Genomic DNA, 20,920 nt, shown 5'->3' with positions numbered 1-20,920 from the left:
CTTTCTAATATTATGCGAAAATTAATCCTATTGTTTTTTTTTGTGAGCAGTGCTTTATGGCTGCATGCCAAAGACTTTACCCGGTATGTCAGTCCTCTTGTCGGCACGCAGTCTACTTTCGAGCTTTCCACCGGTAATACCTATCCTGCGATCGCACGTCCCTGGGGTATGAACTTCTGGACTCCTCAGACAGGTAAGATGGGTGACGGCTGGCAATACGTCTATACCGCGAACAAGATCCGTGGTTTCAAGCAGACACACCAGCCCAGTCCCTGGATTAACGACTACGGGCAGTTCTCCATTATGCCGGTGGTTGGCAAACCCGAGTTTGATGAAGAGAAGCGTGCAAGCTGGTTCTCCCACAAGGGCGAAGTAGCACTTCCTCATTATTATAAGGTATATCTTGCCGAACACGATGTGGTTACCGAGTTCACCCCTACCGACCGTGCCGTATTGTTCCGTTTCACTTTCCCTGAAAATGATCATTCATACATTGTTGTCGATGCCTTTGACAAGGGCTCTTATGTGAAGATACTTCCGGAACAGAATCGTATTATCGGTTATACTACCCGTAACAGCGGCGGTGTTCCCGAGAACTTCAAGAACTATTTCGTGATAGAGTTCGACAAGCCTTTTACTTATAAGGCGTCTGTAGCCGATGGCGTCTTGACCGAGAATAAGGTTGAGCAGGAAGCCGGACATGCCGGTGCTGTTATCGGTTTCAAAACCCGTAAGGGTGAAGTGGTACATGCCCGTGTAGCCTCTTCTTTCATCGGTTTTGAGCAGGCTGACCGTAACTTGAAGGAGCTTGGCAATGACAATTTGGAAACACTGGTTCAGAAAGGTCAGGATGCCTGGAACAAGGTGCTGGGCCGTATTGATGTGGAAGGCGGAACCCTTGACCAGTACCGTACTTTCTACTCATGTTTGTATCGTTCCTTGTTGTTCCCGCGTGCATTCTATGAACTGGATGAGGCGGGAAATCCGATTCATTACAGTCCCTACAATGGGCAAGTGTTGCCCGGCTATATGTATACGGATACCGGTTTCTGGGACACTTTCCGCTGTCTTTTCCCATTCCTCAACCTGATGTATCCGTCGGTGAACAGGCAGATTCAGGAAGGTCTTGTCAACACCTATAAGGAAAGCGGTTTCTTCCCCGAATGGGCAAGTCCGGGTCACCGTGGCTGTATGATTGGCAACAACTCTGCTTCCGTACTGGCAGATGCCTATCTGAAAGGTGTGAAGGTGGAGGATGTGCAGACGTTGTACGAAGGTCTCATCAACGGTACAAAGAATGTCCATCCCGAGGTCTCTTCTACGGGTCGCCTCGGCTATGAGTATTACAACAAGCTTGGTTATGTTCCCTACGATGTGAAAATCAACGAGAACACTGCCCGTACTTTGGAGTATGCTTATAATGACTGGTGCATCTACCGCATGGCAAAAGAACTGAACCGTCCGAAGAAGGAGCAGAAACTCTTTGCGGAACGTGCCATGAACTATAGGAATGTATTTGATAAGGAAAGCAAGCTGATGCGTGGTCGTAATCAAGACGGCCAGTTCCAGTCTCCTTTCTCTCCTTTGAAGTGGGGTGACGCCTTTACTGAAGGTAACAGCTGGCACTATTCCTGGTCTGTATTCCACGACCCTCAAGGTCTGATAGACCTGATGGGTGGAAAAGAGTCTTTCGTAGAGATGCTTGACTCTGTATTTATTGTCCCGCCCTTGTTCGATGACAGCTACTACGGCCAGGTAATCCATGAAATCCGTGAGATGACAGTGATGAATATGGGTAACTATGCCCATGGCAACCAGCCCATCCAGCACATGATTTACCTTTATAACTACGTCGGGGAACCTTGGAAGGCCCAATATTGGCTTCGTCAGGTAATGAACCGCATGTATACTGCCGGTCCCGACGGTTATTGCGGTGACGAGGACAACGGTCAGACTTCCGCGTGGTATGTCTTCTCTGCACTTGGTTTCTATCCGGTTTGCCCTGGTACGGACGAGTATGTATTGGGCGCCCCTCTGTTCCGTAAGGCTACCCTCCATTTCGAGAACGGTAAGTCCCTGACAATTGACGCTCCGGATAACTCACCGGAGAACATGTATATCGAGTCTCTCAAGGTGAACGGCGTGGATTATTCCAGGAATTATCTGACGCATGGCGATTTGCTGAATGGCGGTACCTTGAGGTTTGATATGGGCAGCCAGCCTAATATGAAGAGAGGTACGCAGCCGGAAGATTATCCTTATTCTTTCTCGAATGAACTGAAGAAGTAAAGAATAGTAATAATATAGTAAGAAAAGGGTTGCCTCGAAAATAAGTTGATATATCATTTTGTTATTTACTATCTGTATTATAGGTGTTTTTCTTGAATCAGGTGGAAATAATTATTTACTTCGTTAGTAATATTGAGCAAAATGATATATCAACTTATTTTCGGGGTAACTCTTTTTTTTAGGATTAATGATAAAAAAGATACTTTTTCAGTAAGTGTATTTTCATTGTCTGTTGTTTTATATAGGAATGCGAGAGAATGAATCTCTCGAAGTAATTTATTGTATAACCTATAAATTGTGTTTATGAAAGACAATTATGCTTTTCGGAGTTCGACGTTCATGCGGGCTTTATTAGTTTTGTTGTTCATGGCAGTTTCTATCGAGTGGGGCTTTGCCCAGTTAAACCTGAATGTGTCTCGCGGTACATTGGGGACAGTCATTGAACAAATCAAGTCTCAATCCAAGTATCAATTTTTTTATGACGACAAGCTGGCTGCGCTGTCAGTAGAAAACGTTAAAGTGAACAATGTATCCATTGAAGATGCTTTGAATGTTATTCTCAAGGGGAAGAACATTTCGTATAAAGTGGAGGACAACATCGTTTATCTTTCAGAAAAGACCGCTACTTCACAAGAAGGTAAGCAACAGGGGAAAGAGCGGACTATTACCGGAGTCGTATCAGATGATATGGGGCCTCTGATTGGTGTGAACGTATTGGTAAAAGGTACCAGCAATGGTTGTATTACAGACCTGGACGGTAACTTTACGTTGACCACTACAGAAGCGAATCCGGTACTTGTATTCTCTTATATCGGTTATAAGTCGCAGGAAATTTCGGCGACCGGTTCAGCTTCCATTAATGTACTGATGCAGAATGACACGCAGATGATTGAAGAAGTGGTGGTCACTGCCCTCGGTATCAAGCGATCGGAAAAGGCATTGTCCTACAATGTACAGCAGGTGAATACGGATGCCATTACTTCCAATAAAGACGCCAACTTTGTAAATTCATTGAGTGGCAAGGTAGCGGGTGTGAACATCAATGCTTCTTCATCCGGTGTGGGTGGCGTATCAAAGGTAGTGATGCGTGGTACGAAATCCATCATGCAGTCTTCCAATGCACTTTATGTTATTGACGGTGTGCCTATTTTCTCCGGACGTGGTACTGCCGGAGGTAAGGAGTTCGACTCCCAGGGATCTTCAGAACCGATTGCCGATATCAACCCGGAAGACATCGAGTCAATGTCAGTCCTGACTGGTGCCGCCGCTGCTGCCTTGTATGGTTCGGAAGCTGCCAACGGTGCCATTGTCATTACTACAAAGAAAGGTAAAGAAGGTAAGGTGAGCCTTACTGTCAGCAGTAATACTGAATTCACCAATCCGTTTGTGATGCCGAGCTTCCAAAACCGTTACGGTACGGGAACCGGTGGTGTGATGAGCACTTCAGGAGCCATGAGCTGGGGAGCGCCTTTGTCTGCAGCCAATAACTACAATTACAGCCCGAGAGATGATTATTTCCAGACGGGTATTGTAGGAACAGAGAGCATTTCTTTGTCAACCGGTACAGAGAAAAACCAGACGTATGCATCGGCTGCTGCTGTAAACTCCAAGGGTATTGTTCCCAACAACAAATACAACCGTTACAACTTTACGGTACGTAACACCACTACTTTCCTGGACGACAAGATGACTCTGGATTTCGGTGCAAGCTATATTCTGCAGAATGACCAGAACATGACGAACCAGGGTACTTACAACAACCCGTTGGTGGGTGCTTATTTGTTCCCGCGCAGCAACGACTGGTCTGATATCAGCATGTATGAGCGCTATGACGCTGCCCGTAAAATTTATACGCAATACTGGCCGGTAGGTGACGAAGGTATGGTAATGCAGAATCCTTATTGGATTAACTACCGCAATCTGCGCCAGAACAAGAAGGACCGCTATATGCTGAATGCCGGTTTGAGCTATAAGATTCTGGACTGGCTGACTGTTTCAGGACGTGTACGTTTGGATAACTCCAACAATGATTATACAGAAAAGTTCTATGCTTCTACCAATACACAGCTCACCGAGAGCTCTTCACGAGGTCTTTATGGTATTACCAAGACGCAGGACAAACAGTTGTATGCAGACTTCCTGGTGAGTATCAACAAATATTTCGGTGAAGATTGGTCACTCCAGGCCAACGTCGGTGGTTCATTCTCCGATATACGTTCGGATGCAATGAAAACACGTGGTCCGATTGCTGATGGTGGCGATGCCTTCAGCGGCGAACCGGTAGGTTTGACCAACTACTTTGCCATCCAGAACCTGAGTGCCAGCAAGACACAGCGTTTGCAGGAAGGATGGCGTGAACAGACCCAGTCTCTCTTCGCTTCGGCTGAGCTTGGTTACAAGAACACTTACTTCTTGACGCTGACCGGACGTAACGACTGGCCTTCACAGCTGGCAGGTCCCAACTCCAACAGCAAATCATTCTTCTATCCTTCAGTCGGTGGTTCTGTTGTACTGTCTGAGCTAATGCCTAACTTGAACAAAGATTATCTTTCTTTTATAAAGGTTCGTGGTTCATGGGCATCTGTTGGTAGTGCTTTCTCCAGATATTTGGCTAATCCCCACTATGAATGGAATTCAAGTTCCGGCCAGTGGAGTATCACGACCCAATATCCGTTGTACAATTTGAAACCTGAACGTACCAATTCTTGGGAAATCGGTTTGAACATGCGTTTCCTCAAGAACTTTGAATTGGACGTGACATATTACAATGCCAAGACTATGAACCAGACATTCAACCCGCAGTTGCCTGTCAGCGGTTGGTCGGCTATGTATATCCAGACTGGTGCCGTACGTAACTCCGGTATTGAGTTGTCGCTGAATTACAAGAATACCTGGAAAGATTTTACATGGGATACCGGTATAACCTTCTCCAGTAACAAGAATAAAATCCTGACTTTGGCAGACAATGCCATCAATCCCGTTACCGGTGAGCTGTTCTCTTTGAGCACGTTGAACATGGGTGGTTTAGGTGATGCCCGCTTCTTGCTGAAAGAGGGTGGGAGCATGGGTGACCTTTACTCCCTGCGAGATATGAAACGTGATGCCAACGGACAGATTTTTGTGGACCAAAATGGAACGGTTGCTACGGAAGCCATAACGGACCCGGATAAATATATCAAGTTGGGAAGCGTACTTCCTAAAGGTAATTTGGCATGGCGTAATAACTTCATTTGGAAGAATTTTACAGCAGGTTTCTTGATTTCAGCCCGTTTGGGTGGTGTGGTTTACTCACGTACACAAGCTATGTTGGACTACTACGGTGTGTCTAAGGCATCTGCCGATGCACGCGATTTAGGCTACGTGCTGGTGAATGGTAGAGATAAGGTAAGCCCCGAAACATGGTACGGTGTAGTAGGTAGCGGTACGTCTGTTCCCCAATACTATACTTATTCTGCTACCAATGTTCGTTTGCAGGAAGTGTCTTTGGGTTACACCATCCCCAGAAAGTTGTTGAATGATGTGTGCGATATCAAGGTTTCGTTGGTAGGCCGCAACTTGTGGATGATTTACAGCAAGGCTCCTTTCGACCCCGAAAGTGTAGCTTCTACCGATAACTTCTATCAGGGAATCGACTATTTCATGATGCCGGCTTTGCGTAACATCGGCTTTAGCTTGAGCTTTAAATTTTAATACCAAACGATATGAAAAAGAGAAATATAATAAATAAATTGATTGTTGCTCCGTTGGTTATGGGCTTTATGTCCTGCACCGGCAATTATATGGATATCAACTCCAATCCTTATCAACCGGGTGATTTGACTCCGGATGATTATGCACTGGGTTCTGCCATGAGTAACTTGGCAAGTACGGTTATCTCATCAGATGTCAATACGGCACAGTTTACTGATTGTTTGTTGGGTGGACCGTTGGGAGGTTATTTTGCCGATTCAAATGCCGGCTGGTCCAATACAATATCCAATTTTAACGCTACAAATGACTGGACGCGTGTATTCTTGATAAGTGACCGTATCATTTCAACACTTTACGGTAACTTGAGCACAGTGAAACAAGTATCGGAGAATACCAATAATCCGGTTCCTTATGCCATTGCTCAAATCATAAAGGTTGCTGCCATGAGTCGCGTGACTGATGCGTATGGTCCTATTCCTTATTCTAAAATCGGTCAGGATGGCAAGATTACCATTCCTTATGATACGCAGGAAGAAGTATATAACGCATTCTTCAAGGAACTGGACGAATCCATCGAGGTGCTGACTGAAAACAGAAATGCGGCGTTGGTTGCTTCTGCAGATTTCGTGTACAGTGGTAATGTACAGAAGTGGGTGAAGTTTGCCAATTCATTGAAACTGCGTTTGGCTATCCGTATTGCCAATGTAAGCCCTGCTAAGGCTAAAGAAATGGCTGAAAGTGCAGTGAATCACGAGTTGGGTCTGATTGAAACAAATGCAGACAATGCTACATGGAAGTATTTCGGTACAATTAGCAATCCGTTGTTTGTGGCAGTACGTTACAATGAAGAAGCTTCAGGTGGTGATACCCATCCTGCTGCCGACATCATCTGCTACATGAACGGTTACAACGACAATCGTCGTGCCAGCTATTTTGAGGAATCAAAATGGCCTGGAGAGACTTATGTAGGATTACGTCGCGGTATCAACCTCAGTAAGATGAAGGAGTATTTCATCAATTATTCACGTGTGAAGATTTCCTCTTCTGATCCCGTGCTTTGGATGAATGCGGCAGAAGTTGCTTTTTTGCGTGCTGAAGCCACTGCAATCTATGGTTTCAACATGAAAGGAACCGCTGCTGATTTTTATGAACAAGGTGTCCGTCTCTCTTTCGAACAGTGGGGAGCTACCGGTGTAGACAGCTATCTGGCTGATGAAAGCAGTGTACCTGCTCTTTACAAAGATCCCGCCGGTCTTAATACTTATGAAAAGAACCTTTCAGCCATTACTGTCAAGTGGAATGAAGGGGCATCCAAGGAAGAAAAACAGGAACGTATCATTACCCAGAAGTGGATTGCGAATTGGCCGTTAGGTAACGAAGCTTGGGCTGACTATCGCCGTACAGGCTATCCCAAACTGTTGCCTGCAACCAGTGAAGGTAACTTGAGTGGTGGAATTGTTGATAGCGAGAAAGGTGCACGCCGTATGCCTTATCCTTCTGAAGAATATACAAGTAATACTGAAAACGTGCAAGAGGCAGTAAACAGCTATCTGGGTGGACCGGACAACATGGCTACTGACGTATGGTGGGCACGCAAATAATAACAATAAATGCTGAATAATTATGAAATTATATAAGAAATCATTCAAAGGAATCGCGCTGGCAGCTTTTTCCGTATTGGCATTGTCTGCCTGCTCTGACTGGACGGATTCAGAGAGTATTAAACTGAAAGAACCCGGAATCGACGAACAGTCTCCCGAACTATATGCCAAGTATCTGAAGAACTTGCGGGAATACAAGAATTCTGACCATAAGATTGTATACGGCTGGTTTGATAATAGTGAGAAAGTTCCTTTCAGCCGCGGGCAGCACATGTCGGATGTTCCCGACAGCCTGGACGTAATTATCGCAACTACTCCCGATTTGGCGGAATTCGAATTGGAAGATATTGCAAATGTACATGAGAAGGGAACGAAAGTATTCTATTCCATCAGCTATGACAATATCTTGAAGGAACATACCGACAAGGTGAAAGAAGGAACAGAAACATCTGCATTCTCGGCTTATCTGTCGGCTGAGCTGAACAGACTGATAGCTCTTGAAGCACCTTTCGACGGTATTGTAGCCGAGTATCGTGGTAGCAATCCTATCTACATGTCCGAAGCCGACAAGGCTGAAGCAAAGGCAAATCAGGATACTTTCTTCGGTGTGATATCCAACTGGAAGAGTGCCAATTCAGGTAAGCAACTGGTGTTCCAGGGGTATCCTGCCAACCTGATAGGCCAGTCTGTGCTCTCTTCTTGTGACCATATCATCTTGATTACAAATGATGTCACGGATGTTGCCCAACTGGGGATAGAAGCGCTTCAGGCCTTGATGGCAGACGGTGTTCCGGCTGACCGCTTCATTGTATCGGCATCTACCGTCTCTCTGGATACAACAGATAAGACTACCGGATATTACAATGCTTTGAGAGCTCTGTCGGAAGCTGCTTATTGGGTGACAGAACCGTCTGCAGAGTTTACAAAAGCTGGTCTGGCTATTGAGAACATGCAGAATGATTATTACAATGCTACCAATACCTATCAATACGTGAGAGAAGCTATCAATATTATGAATCCTGCTCCTAAAAAATAAAAGAATATCATGAAACTGAAAAGTATATATTTAGTATCGATGGCATTATTGGCAGGTGTATTTGCTGCTTGTAATGATAATGACGTTGAGAATTTCGATAATCAGGTGTATATCAACGGCTCGGCGATGACCAGTACTGTGTTGTTGAAAAACACTGTTTCCGATACGGAAGGTTCATTCCGGATTTCAATGGCCCGTCCTGAATCGCAGGATATAACTATTGCCTTGAAGGCGGACCCTTCACTGGTAGCTACTTATAACGCTACCTATTATGACACAGCCGAGGCTCTGCCGGAAAACTATTATACGGTAGAAACTCCGCAGGCTACCATTTTGGCCGGTGCTGTCATTTCAGACGACATCACTGTCAGCTTCAAGAACTTGACGGAGCTGGACCGTGAGAAGGTATATGTATTGCCGGTTACGGTAGACCAGGCAAGCATCGGAGTCTTGAAGAGCTCCGGTACCATGTACTACGTGCTGAAGGGTGCCGCATTGATTAATACGGTTCCTGATATTACCAAGAATCTGGTTTACGTAACTTGGACCAATCCAGATGTAGCCAATAATATGAATAAGCTGACGGCAGAAGCGTTGATTCGTGTAAGCAAGTTTGACAAGATGCTGACTTCCATTATGGGGATCGAAGGTAAGTTCCTGCTCCGCATCGGTGATGCCGGAATTCCTCAAAACCAGTTGCAGGTGGCTACAAGTAGCGGCAATGTGACCGATGAGAGTCTGGTTATTCCGACAAACGAATGGACACATATCGCTGTGACCTACGATGCGGATGCAAAAACAGTTATAATCTACATCAATGGTAAGAATATGCTGGAGACTACTTTGGACTGCGGAGTCGTGAACTGGGGCCAGACCATGACCGATGAAGGTAACGGATTCTGGATTGGCCATTCATACAATCGTGACCGTTGGTTGGAAGGTAATATCTCAGAGGTGCGTATCTGGAACAAGGTGTTGACATCAGCAGAAATCAATGCAAAGGACCACTTCTACCAGGTAGAGCCGGATGCTGACGGACTGGTTTCTTACTGGAAGTTCGATGAGGGCGCCGGTACTGCCATTCACGATTATAGCGGAAATGAGAACAATGCTACTGCAGTGGAATCATTGACTTGGACTGCTGTGGAACTGCCCGCTAAATAATTTAGTTATACCTTAATTCAAATAAAAAGATATTGATTATGAAATATATGAATCATGTAAAATCAGGCTTGCTGGCAATGGCTTTTGCATGTGCAGGAATATGCTTCACCGGTTGTGAAGATGATGTTGTCATCAACACCGGCAACAGCGATAAGCTGGATACTGTGGATGGCGTGTATGGCTATGTAAAGTCTGCTGCCGGTGCACGTGAACTTACTCCGATTTCTGTTTTTGGCGACAAGGTTGCTACCGGACATCTCTATTTTGAACTGAGCAAAGCTGCAGAGCAGGATGTTACGGTGACCTTCAAAGTGGACGAAGACGTTTTGGAGGCTTACAATAAGAAGAATGGAACAAGCTATAAAATGTATCCCGCCGATAAGCTGAGCCTGGCGAACGGTGGAACTGCCACTATCAAGGCGGGCGAACAGAAGTCGGCTTCTGTGGAACTGAATATCAATGCCGGAGGCACAATCGGACAGACTTATGCTGTTGCCGTTTCTGCATCTGCCAATAACGGTGTGGAAGTTTCTACAAACAATCAGGAATATATTTACTTGGTAAAGCCTTTGGCTGCTATTCCTGAGAGTATCAGTAAGGGTGATATACTTACACATTGCTTTGTGGAAGTAAATGACGAGAACATCTTGAATATGGGTGAATATACCATGAAGAGCAACGGAAAGCCTTTCTTTGATGTAGTCAGCATTTTTGCTGCCAACATCAATGTGGATAGCAAGACCGGTCGCGTACATGTTTTCTGCAATGACCAGGTTTCCTTCTTGCTGAGAAATGCGGATAAGTTCATCCGTCCTTTGCAGGCTAAGGGCATTAAGGTGGCTATGACTATTCTTGGCAACCATGACGAGGCTGGTATGGGTAACCTTTCGGAAGCTGCCGCCAAAGACTTTGCCAAGGAACTGAAAGCTTACTTGGATATCTATGGCTTGGATGGTATTGACTTTGATGATGAGTACACCAGCTACAACAACTCCAATCCCAGCCCCGGCTTCGAAACACGCTCACGTGCCAACTTCGCGCGTTTGGTTTATGAGTGCCGCCAGGTATTTGGCAACAAGTTGATTGGTGTGTATGAATATGGTTCGCTCGACTCTCCAGACGGTGAGGTAGAGGGTATGAAGGTAGGTGACATTGTGGACTATATGACCTACGGTTACTACCAGAATCAGAATCCCGAGGGAGCCTTTGGCCGTGAAGAGTCTCATTTTGAGAACCTGCCCAAATCCAAGTATGCTCCGCTGCCTTGGAAGATTAATGATGAGTTGAACGGAGGTTGGAGTGGATTTGACAAGAGCAAATTCCAGAAAGTGAAAGATGAAGGTTATGGCATTCAGATGTTCTACAATCCCAAACCGCTGGTGTATCAGTATTATACGTTGCTTTCGGAAATAAGTAAAGTACTTTTTGATGATGAAGTGGAGTGGAGCGGCAAGTACTGGAGCCGTATCGGTGAAGCTTATCAGGGCAAAATGTTGGGTTATGAAGATTTGGTCGGCGAGTGGAAAGTAACTTCCAGTAACTCTCTCTTTACCTATGTGGATGAAGAAGGCAATCCTCGCTGGTGGGATTGGAAAGGCAGTCAGGAGTTTGAGAAGAATGTAATTATAGAGAAGGATGAAGAAGGTACCGGATATGTGGTTTACAACTGGGGTACTTTCCCCGAAATCACCGGTAAGTATCCGATGCATTGCGATTACTATAACGGTGCACTGCTCATCTATCCGCAAACCATTCATGAGGGCGATGCTGAAGACCCTGCTACCTACAAGATGCATTTCGGTACTTACAGCAAGAATTTCCAGTGGAAAGCATATCCTAACTATGATGATTACTATATGGATGGTGCTATTGCTCCTAACGGTGATATGCATATCTATGGCTTGGGCAACAGATGGGCTATCAATCCCTATAAGTATGTAGGCGGTGAGATTGAGACCGACATCTTCCCCGATGTTCCTTACTTCGTGAGTGAGAACTATACGATGAAGAAGGTACGCTGATGCCGTGTTTTCCGTAAACTGAGGTTTCGGAAAACGGATGCTTGAACCTTTTCATACATGAAACAAAGGAGGGCTTTGCTCAAAGTAATAGGGCGGCCCTCCTCAAGCATTCTCATATAACAAGATTCTATTATGAAGCTATACACCTACTTATACAATAAACAATATGAAGAAAAACATGAAATCTAGTTCCATACTGTTGGGCGGACTTTTTCTGCTGGGGGCGGTTTGCAGCTGTACCCAGACGGCACCGGACTATGCGTCTTACGTCAATCCGTTCATCGGTACGGGTGGACATGGGCATACCTATCCCGGAGCGGTAGTTCCCAACGGGATGATTCAGCCCAGCCCCGACACGCGTATCTACGAGTGGGATGCCTGCTCCGGATATTACTATGCAGATACTACTATCAACGGATTTTCACATACCCACGTCAGCGGTACGGGTTGTGCCGATTACGGGGATGTGCTGCTGATGCCCACTGTAGGTCGGCAGGATTACCACTCCATGGGCTCGAAGAGCCAGCAGATGGCGTACGCCTCTGCCTTTTCCCACGAGAATGAAACAGCCGAACCGGGATATTATTCCGTATTTTTGGACCGCTACGGGGTGAAAGCCGAACTGACCTCTACCAAACGTGCGGCGATTCATCGCTATACCTTCCCGAAAGCGGAAGATGCAGGTTTTATCCTCGACCTGGATTACAGTATCCAGCGCCAGAAGAATGAACAGATGGAGCTGGAAGTAATCAGCGATACTGAAATCCGTGGACGCAAGAAGACTGTATATTGGGCTTTCGACCAGTATATCAACTTCTATGCCAAGTTCTCCAAACCATTCACCTATACGCTGGTCACGGACTCCATGGCATTGGACGAAGGCGGTCCGCTTCTGCCTACAGCTAAAGCTTTACTGCAATTCCAGACGGAGCCCAATGAGGAGGTATTGGTAAAGGTAGGTGTGTCTGCCGTGGATATGGACGGTGCCCGCAAGAATGTGGAAGCCGAAATCTCCGGATGGGATTTTGACGGTGTGCGCCGTGCTGCCCGCCAGCAGTGGAACACTTATCTTTCCAAGATTGACATCGATACGAAGGACAACGACCAGCGTACCATGTTCTACACGGCACTTTACCACACGGGTATGCAGCCCAACTTGTTTACCGATGCTGACGGACGTTACTTTGGTATGGACTTGAAGCCCCATCAAGGCAGGGTGGACGAGCCTATCTACACCATTTTCTCTTTATGGGACACTTTCCGTGCCTATCATCCGCTGATGACGATTATTGATCCTGAACTGAACGAGGCTTTCATCCGTTCGCTCATCCAGAAGTCCCGCGAGGGCGGCGTCCTGCCTATGTGGGAACTGGCCGGAAACTATACGGGTACCATGATTGGTTATCATGCAGCCTCCCTCATAGCGGATTCTTATGTAAAGGGATACCGTAACTTCGACGTGCAGGAGGCTTACAAGGCTTGCCTCCGTACGGCAGAATACGATACGACGGGTATTATCACCCATCCTTTGGTTGTGCCGCATCTGATGCCGCAGGCCAAGTACTGGAAGAACAAGATTGGCTACGTGCCTTGCGACAAAGACAATGAGTCCGTGGCAAAAGCGCTGGAGTATGCTTACGATGACTGGTGCATCTCCGTACTGGCAGGTGCCTTGGACGACGAAGCCAACCGCGACAAGTATGCTGCCTTTGCCGAGGGATATAAAGTTTATTTCGATCCGAGTACCCGCTTCATGCGTGGACTGGACAGTGAGGGTAACTGGCGTACGCCTTTTAACCCCCGCGCATCCAATCACCGTAACGATGACTATTGCGAAGGCACTGCCTGGCAGTGGACTTGGTTCGTTCCCCACGATGTGGACGGATTGGTAGAACTGATGGGAGGACGCGACGCCTTCATCGGCAAGTTGGATTCTCTGTTCACGGCCGATTCCAAGCTGGAAGGTGAGTCGACCTCGGTGGATATTTCCGGTCTGATAGGCCAGTATGCCCACGGCAATGAGCCAAGCCATCACATTGCCCATCTCTACAACTACGTAGGCCAGCCCTGGCGTACGCAGGAGATTGTGGATGAGGTGCTGCATACGCTTTACTTCAACAACCCCGACGGACTTTCGGGCAATGAAGACTGCGGACAGATGTCTGCATGGTACATTCTGAATGCGATGGGCTTCTATCAGGTATGCCCCGGCAAGCCGGTATATTCCATCGGACGCCCGCTGTTCAACGAGGCGACCGTTCATCTGAAAGATGGCAAGTCGTTCAAGGTGATAGCCCATAATAATAGCCGCGACAACAAGTATGTGCGGAGCATTGTGCTGAACGGCAATAAGTTGGAGACTCCATTCTTCACGCATCAGGATATAGTGGACGGCGGTACGCTGGAGCTGACTATGGGCAGTGAACCGTTGAAGTGACACAGATAATATACAGAAGGGATGAGCCGAAAAAATCATAATCCTATATCGTGGGTCCCCACCGTATATTTTGCCATGGGATTGCCGTTTGTGGTGCTGAACATGGTTTCTGTGTTGATGTTCAAGGGGCTGGGTATCGGTGACGCGCAGATTGCTCTGTGGACGTCGCTCATCATGATGCCCTGGACGCTGAAGTTCCTTTGGAGTCCGTTCCTTGAAATGTTCAAGACGAAGAAGTTTTTCGTGGTACTGACGCAGATGGTTACCGGAGCAGGTTTTGCTCTGGTGGCTTTGGCGTTGCAGTTACCGTTCTTTTTTGCGATATGCATTGCGCTGCTGGCAGTGATTGCTTTCAGCGGAGCCACGCACGATGTGGCTACGGATGGTGTCTACATGTCGGAACTGAACAAGCAGGACCAGGCCAAGTATATCGGTTGGCAGGGAGCCTTCTACAATATAGCGAAGATTGTGGCGTCCGGCGGGTTGGTCTGGCTGGCAGGTGCCTTGCTGGTAGGTTTCGGTGGGGTGGAGGGTGCCACAGAGGCAGTCCGCCACGAGGCTACCCGGCATGCATGGATGACGGTGATGCTGATATTGGCGGCGGTGATGCTGCTGCTTGGCTTCTACCACATGCGCATGCTGCCATCGGGCGGTGCTGCCGCATCCGGCGCCAAGTCGGCAAGAGAGACGTGGGAGCAGTTGGTGGCGGTAATCAAGGATTTCTTCTTGAAGAAGCACATCTGGTACTATATAGCGTTCATTATCCTTTATCGCCTTGCCGAGGGTTTTGTCATGAAGATTGTCCCTCTTTTCTTGAAGGCGGAGCGTTCGGCAGGTGGCTTGGGACTGAATGAGCAGCAGATAGGTTTGTACTACGGCACTTATGGGGCGGCAGCCTTTGTGCTGGGGTCACTGTTGGCAGGCTATTACATTTCGCACCGGGGATTGCGGCGGACGCTGTTCTCTCTGTGCTGCATCTTCAATCTGCCTTTTGTGGCGTATACCCTGCTTGCCATGTACCAGCCGGAAAGCGGGTTGCTGATAGGTAGTGCCATCGTGCTCGAGTACTTCGGTTATGGTTTTGGTTTTGTGGGACTGACTTTGTTCATGATGCAGCAGGTGGCGCCGGGAAAGCACCAGATGGCACATTATGCCTTTGCTTCGGGCATCATGAATCTGGGTGTGATGTTGCCGGGCACAATCAGCGGTTTTGTCAGCGACTGGTTGGGGTACGAGGCGTTCTTTACCTTCACGCTGTTTGCCACCATTCCGGCGTTCCTCATTACGTACTTCATACCATTTACGTATGCCGATGAGAAGAAACAACAATAACCAATTAATAATATAGAGCAATTATGAGCAACAAAATCACAATGCCTTGGGAAGAACGGCCGGCAGGCTGTAAGGATGTAATGTGGCGTTATTCGGAGAATCCCGTAATAGACCGCTACCATATTCCGTCGTCGAACAGCATTTTCAACAGTGCGGTGGTTCCGTTTAAGGATGGTTATGCCGGTGTGTTCCGTTGTGACAACCGGGCGGTGCAGATGAATATCTTTGCCGGTTTCAGCAAGGACGGCATCCACTGGGAAATAGAGCATGAGCCAATCAAGTTCAAGGCCGGGAATACGGACATGATAGAGTCCGAATATAAATACGATCCGCGCGTGACATGGATTGAGGACCGCTACTGGATTACGTGGTGCAACGGCTACTACGGCCCCACCATCGGCATCGGCTATACTTTCGATTTCAAGGAGTTCTTCCAGTGCGAGAATGCTTTCTTGCCTTTCAACCGCAACGGTGTGTTGTTGCCTCAGAAGTTCGATGGCAAATATGCGCTCTTGAGCCGTCCCAGCGATAGCGGACATACTCCTTTTGGCGACATCTACATTAGCTTCAGCCCTGACATGAAATTCTGGGGCGAACACCGCCATGTGATGGCTCCTACGCCTTTCCCCGAAAGTGCCTGGCAGTGTACCAAGATAGGGGCAGGTTCGGTACCGTTCCTCACGGACGAGGGTTGGCTGATGTTCTATCATGGCGTGATAACCACTTGTAACGGTTTCCGTTACTCCATGGGAGCAGCTATTCTGGATAAGGACAATCCTGCCAAGTTGCTCTACCGCACCCGTGAGTATCTGCTTGCGCCGGCTGCTCCTTATGAGTTGCAAGGTGATGTTCCCAACGTGGTGTTCCCTTGCGCAGCGTTGCAAGATGGAGAACGTGTAGCTGTATACTACGGTGCAGCCGATACGGTAGTGGGGCTTGCCTTTGGGTATATCCGCGAGATTCTGGAGTTCACGAAGCGCACAAGTATTTTGTAAGTACCAAGCAGTTGGCAGGCGCTCGGTATTGCTGAAAAGCGCCTGCCGTAACTGCTTTATACTTAGTGTAATATCACTGCAAAGATACTGCATGCTTTTTGCAGTGCTACTGCAAAGCCGTTGCAGCGCCACTGCAAAGCTGATGCAGCGTCACTGCAAAACTGTTGCAGCGCTACTGCAAAGTAGTTTGCAGTGTCACTGCAGACCGTTTGCAATAACTTTGCAGAGTGCATGCAATGACACCGGCATGGGTAGCGTGCTCACTAACTAATAAAGAACAAATCCTTACTATATTATGAAACGACTGATTACTTTCTGTATCATCTCCTTTGGAATGCTCACGGCATCTATGGCTGCGGAGAAGCATCCTGCGGACTATGTGAATCCTTTTGTCGGTACCACCAACTTCGGTACCACGAATCCGGGAGCCGTCTGTCCCAATGGAATGATGTCCGTAGTGCCCTTCAACGTGATGGGTTCGGAGGACAACAAATACGATAAAGATGCCCGCTGGTGGTCTACTCCCTATGAGTATCACAATTGTTTCTTTACCGGATACTCGCATGTCAATTTGAGCGGTGTGGGCTGTCCGGAATTGGGTTCTCTGCTGCTGATGCCCACTACGGGAGAGCTGTCCGTAGATTATAAGGAATATGGAAGCCGCTATAAGGACGAGCAGGCATCCCCCGGATATTACAGCAACTTCCTGACCCGCTACAATGTGAAGACGGAAGTGACGGCAACTCCTCGCACGGGTGTGGCGCGTTTCACCTTTCCTGCCGGGCAGAGCCATGTGCTGCTGAACCTGGGCGAAGGCCTGACCAATGAATCGGGAGCTTTTCTGCGCCAGACGGGTAAATGCGAGTTTGAAGGTATGAAGCTGCTGGGTACTTTCTGCTACAACCCACAAGCCGTTTTTCCCATCTACTTTGTGATGCGTGTCAACAAGCAGCCCGCCGCTTCGGGCTACTGGAAGAAGCAGCGCCCCATGACCGGTGTAGAGGCCGAATGGGACCCCGATAACGGACGCTACAAACTTTACACCCGCTACCAGAAGGAACTGGCGGGAGATGATATCGGCGCCTATCTTACATTCGATACCGAAGAAGGCGAGCAGGTGGAAGTACAGATGGGAGTCTCTTTTGTGAGCATGGAGAATGCCCGCCTCAATCTGGATACCGAGCAGCAGGGAAAGAACTTCGGTCAAGTGCTGGAAGAAGCCCGTCGCCGCTGGAACGATGACCTTTCGCGCATCCTTGTAGAAGGAGGTACGGAGGAACAGAAAATCGTTTTTTATACGGCACTCTATCATACGCTGATACATCCCAATATTCTGCAGGATGTGAACGGGGAATATCCCGCTATGGAGAGTGATAAGATTTTGACTACCCAAGGCGACCGTTATACCGTCTTTTCTTTGTGGGACACTTACCGCAATGTGCACCAGCTTCTTACGCTGGTATATCCCGAACGGCAATTGCAGATGGTGCGCTCCATGCTCGACATGTACCGCGAACACGGCTGGCTTCCCAAATGGGAACTCTACGGACGTGAGACGCTGACCATGGAAGGTGACCCTTCCATTCCCGTCATCGTCGACACCTGGCTGAAAGGTCTGCGCGACTTTGATATAGAACTGGCCTACGAAGCCATGCGCAAGGGAGCCACCCTGCCGGGAGCGGAGAATCTGCTCCGACCGGACAATGACGACTACGTGTCATTGGGATATGTGCCCCTGCGGGAGCAGTATGACAATTCCGTTTCGCATGCCCTGGAATACTATATTGCCGACAATGCTTTGTCGCGCATAGCCGCTGCGCTTGGCAAGAAGGAGGATGCCCGTCTGTTCCACGAACGTTCGCTGGGCTACAAGCATTATTACTGTAAGGAGTACGGTACTTTCCGTCCTATCCTGCCTAACGGTGAATTCTATGCTCCTTTCGACCCGAGGCAGGGAGAGAACTTTGAGCCGAACCCCGGATTTCACGAAGGTTGTGCCTGGAACTATACTTTCTATGTTCCCCACGATGTGAAAGGGCTTGCCCGGCTCATGGGTGGAAAGAAGCCGTTCGTAGACAAGCTTCAGCGTGTGTTCGACGAAGGACTGTACGACCCTGCCAACGAACCGGACATTGCATACGCCCATCTTTTTTCTTATTTCAAGGGTGAGGAGTGGCGCACGCAGAAAGAGCTGCACCGCCTTTTGCAGAAGTATTTCAAGAATGCCCCCGACGGAATTCCCGGCAATGATGATACCGGAACGATGTCCGCTTGGGCTATCTTCAATATGATGGGCTTTTATCCGGATTGTCCCGGAGAACCGGCTTATACGCTGTCTACTCCGGTATTTGATAAGGTGACCATAAAGCTCGACCCTAAGTATTGGGGACGCGACCAACTGGTGATAGAGACGGAACGCCCGTCGGCAGAGTCGCTTTATATCCGTGAAATGGAACTGGGAGGAAAAAAACTGTCCCGATATCGTATCACTCATGAAGAACTGGTGCAGAGTGGAAAACTGCGATTTAGTCTTCGATAGGTATTGTGAGTCAGGATAGCATCGGTGATGGTTTAGGTTGCCCGTCGTTGACAGAGTTCATGTCAGTGGCGGGCTTTTCTATGCAGGTTGGCTTCCGGTAGGTTGATAGGGTATTTCGAACCAGAATTCGGAACCTTTCCTCGGAATAGAGCTGACGCCCACTTTTCCGTTCATTTTCTCGGCAATCATGGTGCAGATGGAGAGTCCGAGACCCGTGCCTTGTTTAAAACTGTTTAGCTTGACAAAGCGTTCGAATACATCCTTTTGCTTTTCAGGAGGAATGCCGCAACCGGTATCACGGACAAAGAAGCGAATCCTGTCTTCTTGCGGCAGGTGATAACCAATGTCGATGAAACCTTCTTCCGTATGCTTGAGGGCGTTTGACAGATAGTTGTTCAGTACTTGTCTTACCCGTTTGGGGACTGTGTGAATAATACAGTAATCCGCACCGGGCAGGAGACGTATACTGACTTCGGACGGAAGTTTCAGTTTTGCCATCGTCTGCATTTCATCAAGCGTCTTGTTTACATCCATATCTCCTTCTGTGAATTCGAGAATGCCGGCTTCGATGCGTGACAGGTCGAGAATATCGTTAATCAGTTGCAGCAGCAGTTGGGTGTTTTCTTCGATGATATGTATGTATTCCTTTGTATCTTCGTCTTGTATATAATCGGAAAGTATGGAGGAGAATCCGACGATGGCGTTTAGCGGAGTACGTATCTCGTGGCTCATGTTGGCGAGAAAAGCCGATTTCAGGCGGTTGGCTTCTTCTGCTTTCTCTTTGGCTGCCAGCAGTTCGGTGATGTCCAGTGCAGAACTGACAATCCACCTCTCTTTCCCTTTGTTGTAGGACACCAGCGTTTTGTGAAACGACAGAATATACTCTCTGCCTTTGGGATTGACAAAGTGTTTGATGTAGGACTGGGGAGTTTCCGACTCTTCAACTTCTTTGTCTGTCTCTTGGATGAAATTATCTTGCATTAGGGGTTTGAACTCCTCTTCATAGTGTCCCACAATATCCTCAGCGGGGACTTCCATCATCTCTGCCGCTTTTTTGTTCCATATCAGGTAACGTCCTTCATCGTTTTTGTCTTTTACTGTAGTGGCGATGGGAAGGTTCTCCAGAATACTTTCAAGGAAGAAACGGTATTTTTCGTTTTCCCGGCGTTGGACTTCATCTTCCGTAATGTCGCGTATGAAGGCCATGACATAATTTCTGTTGAGGTAGACCATGCGCACTGCGATATATAGTTTCTCACCACTTTCTATTCTTATCTTTAGGGTCAGGCTGTCCGAAGTGCGGGTATTCAGTACGCGTAACAGCGACGTCATGTATTTCCGGCATTCATCGGCGTCTGTCACTAAATTATTGATATTTAGAACTCCCGGATTCAGGAACGGAAGTCTGTTTGCCTTTTCGGTAGGTGTATTAAGTAGTTTTACGACAATACCTTGTCTGTTCAGCAGATATACTGGAATGTCTATTGCCCGGATAATCTGTCTGTTCAGACTTTTGTATTTGTGATTTATCCAGTATAGAAAGCTTGCAGATGTAACGGCAATTAACAGAAATAACTGTACTTCTCCAAATAATGTAAGATGCATACGCGGTATCTTTCATTTCGTCTGTCCTCATTGACGAAGGTTATTATATAAAAAGCGCGAGGACTGTTATTGTCTATCTGCATTCGAGGCTCTGGAAAATGCCCACACCGTTAATAGACAACAGCCCCCACGCCTAAGTATATAATAACATAGACGTGAAGAAACTGTTGCTATTATCCTGCGGTGTTTAAGAGAATTTTCCAGATTCCGA

11 protein-coding genes are annotated in these 20,920 nt (G+C 47.5%); 10 read left to right on the top strand and 1 reads right to left on the bottom strand.

Annotation, left to right across the window (positions count from 1 at the left end; genetic code table 11):
- Window positions 1-12: 12 nt before the first annotated feature.
- The 10 genes from DW800_RS16705 (at window position 13) to DW800_RS16660 (ending at window position 19,104) form a co-directional block, all read left to right on the top strand.
- Window positions 13-2,289, top strand: a complete 2,277-nt coding sequence (locus DW800_RS16705) for a GH92 family glycosyl hydrolase (protein ID WP_119958215.1) — start codon at window positions 13-15, stop codon at window positions 2,287-2,289.
- 303 nt (window positions 2,290-2,592) lie between these two features.
- Window positions 2,593-5,979, top strand: a complete 3,387-nt coding sequence (locus DW800_RS16700) for a TonB-dependent receptor (protein WP_119958214.1) — start codon at window positions 2,593-2,595, stop codon at window positions 5,977-5,979.
- Window positions 5,980-5,990: 11 nt separating this feature from the next.
- Entirely contained in the window at window positions 5,991-7,580 is a 1,590-nt protein-coding gene (locus tag DW800_RS16695; protein WP_119958213.1) for a RagB/SusD family nutrient uptake outer membrane protein, read from the top strand.
- 22 nt (window positions 7,581-7,602) lie between these two features.
- Entirely contained in the window at window positions 7,603-8,616 is a 1,014-nt protein-coding gene (locus tag DW800_RS16690; RefSeq protein ID WP_057282035.1) for a glycoside hydrolase family 18, read from the top strand.
- Between the two features lie 9 nt (window positions 8,617-8,625).
- Window positions 8,626-9,780 (top strand): DUF1735 and LamG domain-containing protein, encoded by a 1,155-nt coding sequence (locus tag DW800_RS16685; protein WP_005828870.1) that lies wholly within the window; start codon window positions 8,626-8,628, stop codon window positions 9,778-9,780.
- Between the two features lie 38 nt (window positions 9,781-9,818).
- Window positions 9,819-11,801, top strand: coding sequence for a BT_3987 domain-containing protein (locus DW800_RS16680; RefSeq protein WP_044467815.1), 1,983 nt, complete (start codon window positions 9,819-9,821; stop codon window positions 11,799-11,801).
- A 166-nt stretch (window positions 11,802-11,967) separates the two neighbouring features.
- Window positions 11,968-14,238, top strand: coding sequence for a GH92 family glycosyl hydrolase (locus DW800_RS16675; RefSeq protein WP_005828868.1), 2,271 nt, complete (start codon window positions 11,968-11,970; stop codon window positions 14,236-14,238).
- 21 nt (window positions 14,239-14,259) lie between these two features.
- Complete coding sequence (locus tag DW800_RS16670; RefSeq protein WP_016272635.1) at window positions 14,260-15,570, top strand: MFS transporter; 1,311 nt, start codon at window positions 14,260-14,262, stop codon at window positions 15,568-15,570.
- Between the two features lie 23 nt (window positions 15,571-15,593).
- Complete coding sequence (locus DW800_RS16665; protein WP_005828866.1) at window positions 15,594-16,565, top strand: glycoside hydrolase family 130 protein; 972 nt, start codon at window positions 15,594-15,596, stop codon at window positions 16,563-16,565.
- Window positions 16,566-16,860: 295 nt separating this feature from the next.
- Window positions 16,861-19,104 (top strand): GH92 family glycosyl hydrolase, encoded by a 2,244-nt coding sequence (locus DW800_RS16660; RefSeq protein ID WP_117866269.1) that lies wholly within the window; start codon window positions 16,861-16,863, stop codon window positions 19,102-19,104.
- Between the two features lie 78 nt (window positions 19,105-19,182).
- Here DW800_RS16660 and DW800_RS16655 read toward each other — a convergent pair whose 3' ends face one another.
- On the bottom strand, window positions 19,183-20,709 hold the full coding sequence (locus DW800_RS16655; RefSeq protein ID WP_119958212.1) for an ATP-binding protein: 1,527 nt from the start codon (window positions 20,707-20,709) through the stop codon (window positions 19,183-19,185).
- Window positions 20,710-20,920 lie beyond the last annotated feature (211 nt).

Origin of the sequence: Bacteroides sp. AM32-11AC (genome assembly GCF_003603515.1) — a bacterium.
GTDB lineage: Bacteria > Bacteroidota > Bacteroidia > Bacteroidales > Bacteroidaceae > Bacteroides > Bacteroides uniformis.
The sequence above is the reverse complement of the archived record's forward strand: the minus strand, read 5'-3'. Positions and strand labels throughout refer to the sequence as shown.

What these genes read in the sequence shown, in the direction of transcription:
- DW800_RS16705 (WP_119958215.1), top strand. Translation starts at nt 13, where the DNA reads ATGCGAAAATTAATCCTATTGTTTTTTTTTGTGAGCAGTGCTTTATGG.
- DW800_RS16700 (WP_119958214.1), top strand. Translation starts at nt 2,593, where the DNA reads ATGAAAGACAATTATGCTTTTCGGAGTTCGACGTTCATGCGGGCTTTA.
- DW800_RS16695 (WP_119958213.1), top strand. Translation starts at nt 5,991, where the DNA reads ATGAAAAAGAGAAATATAATAAATAAATTGATTGTTGCTCCGTTGGTT.
- DW800_RS16690 (WP_057282035.1), top strand. Translation starts at nt 7,603, where the DNA reads ATGAAATTATATAAGAAATCATTCAAAGGAATCGCGCTGGCAGCTTTT.
- DW800_RS16685 (WP_005828870.1), top strand. Translation starts at nt 8,626, where the DNA reads ATGAAACTGAAAAGTATATATTTAGTATCGATGGCATTATTGGCAGGT.
- DW800_RS16680 (WP_044467815.1), top strand. Translation starts at nt 9,819, where the DNA reads ATGAAATATATGAATCATGTAAAATCAGGCTTGCTGGCAATGGCTTTT.
- DW800_RS16675 (WP_005828868.1), top strand. Translation starts at nt 11,968, where the DNA reads ATGAAGAAAAACATGAAATCTAGTTCCATACTGTTGGGCGGACTTTTT.
- DW800_RS16670 (WP_016272635.1), top strand. Translation starts at nt 14,260, where the DNA reads ATGAGCCGAAAAAATCATAATCCTATATCGTGGGTCCCCACCGTATAT.
- DW800_RS16665 (WP_005828866.1), top strand. Translation starts at nt 15,594, where the DNA reads ATGAGCAACAAAATCACAATGCCTTGGGAAGAACGGCCGGCAGGCTGT.
- DW800_RS16660 (WP_117866269.1), top strand. Translation starts at nt 16,861, where the DNA reads ATGAAACGACTGATTACTTTCTGTATCATCTCCTTTGGAATGCTCACG.
- DW800_RS16655 (WP_119958212.1), bottom strand. Translation starts at nt 20,709, where the DNA reads ATGCATCTTACATTATTTGGAGAAGTACAGTTATTTCTGTTAATTGCC.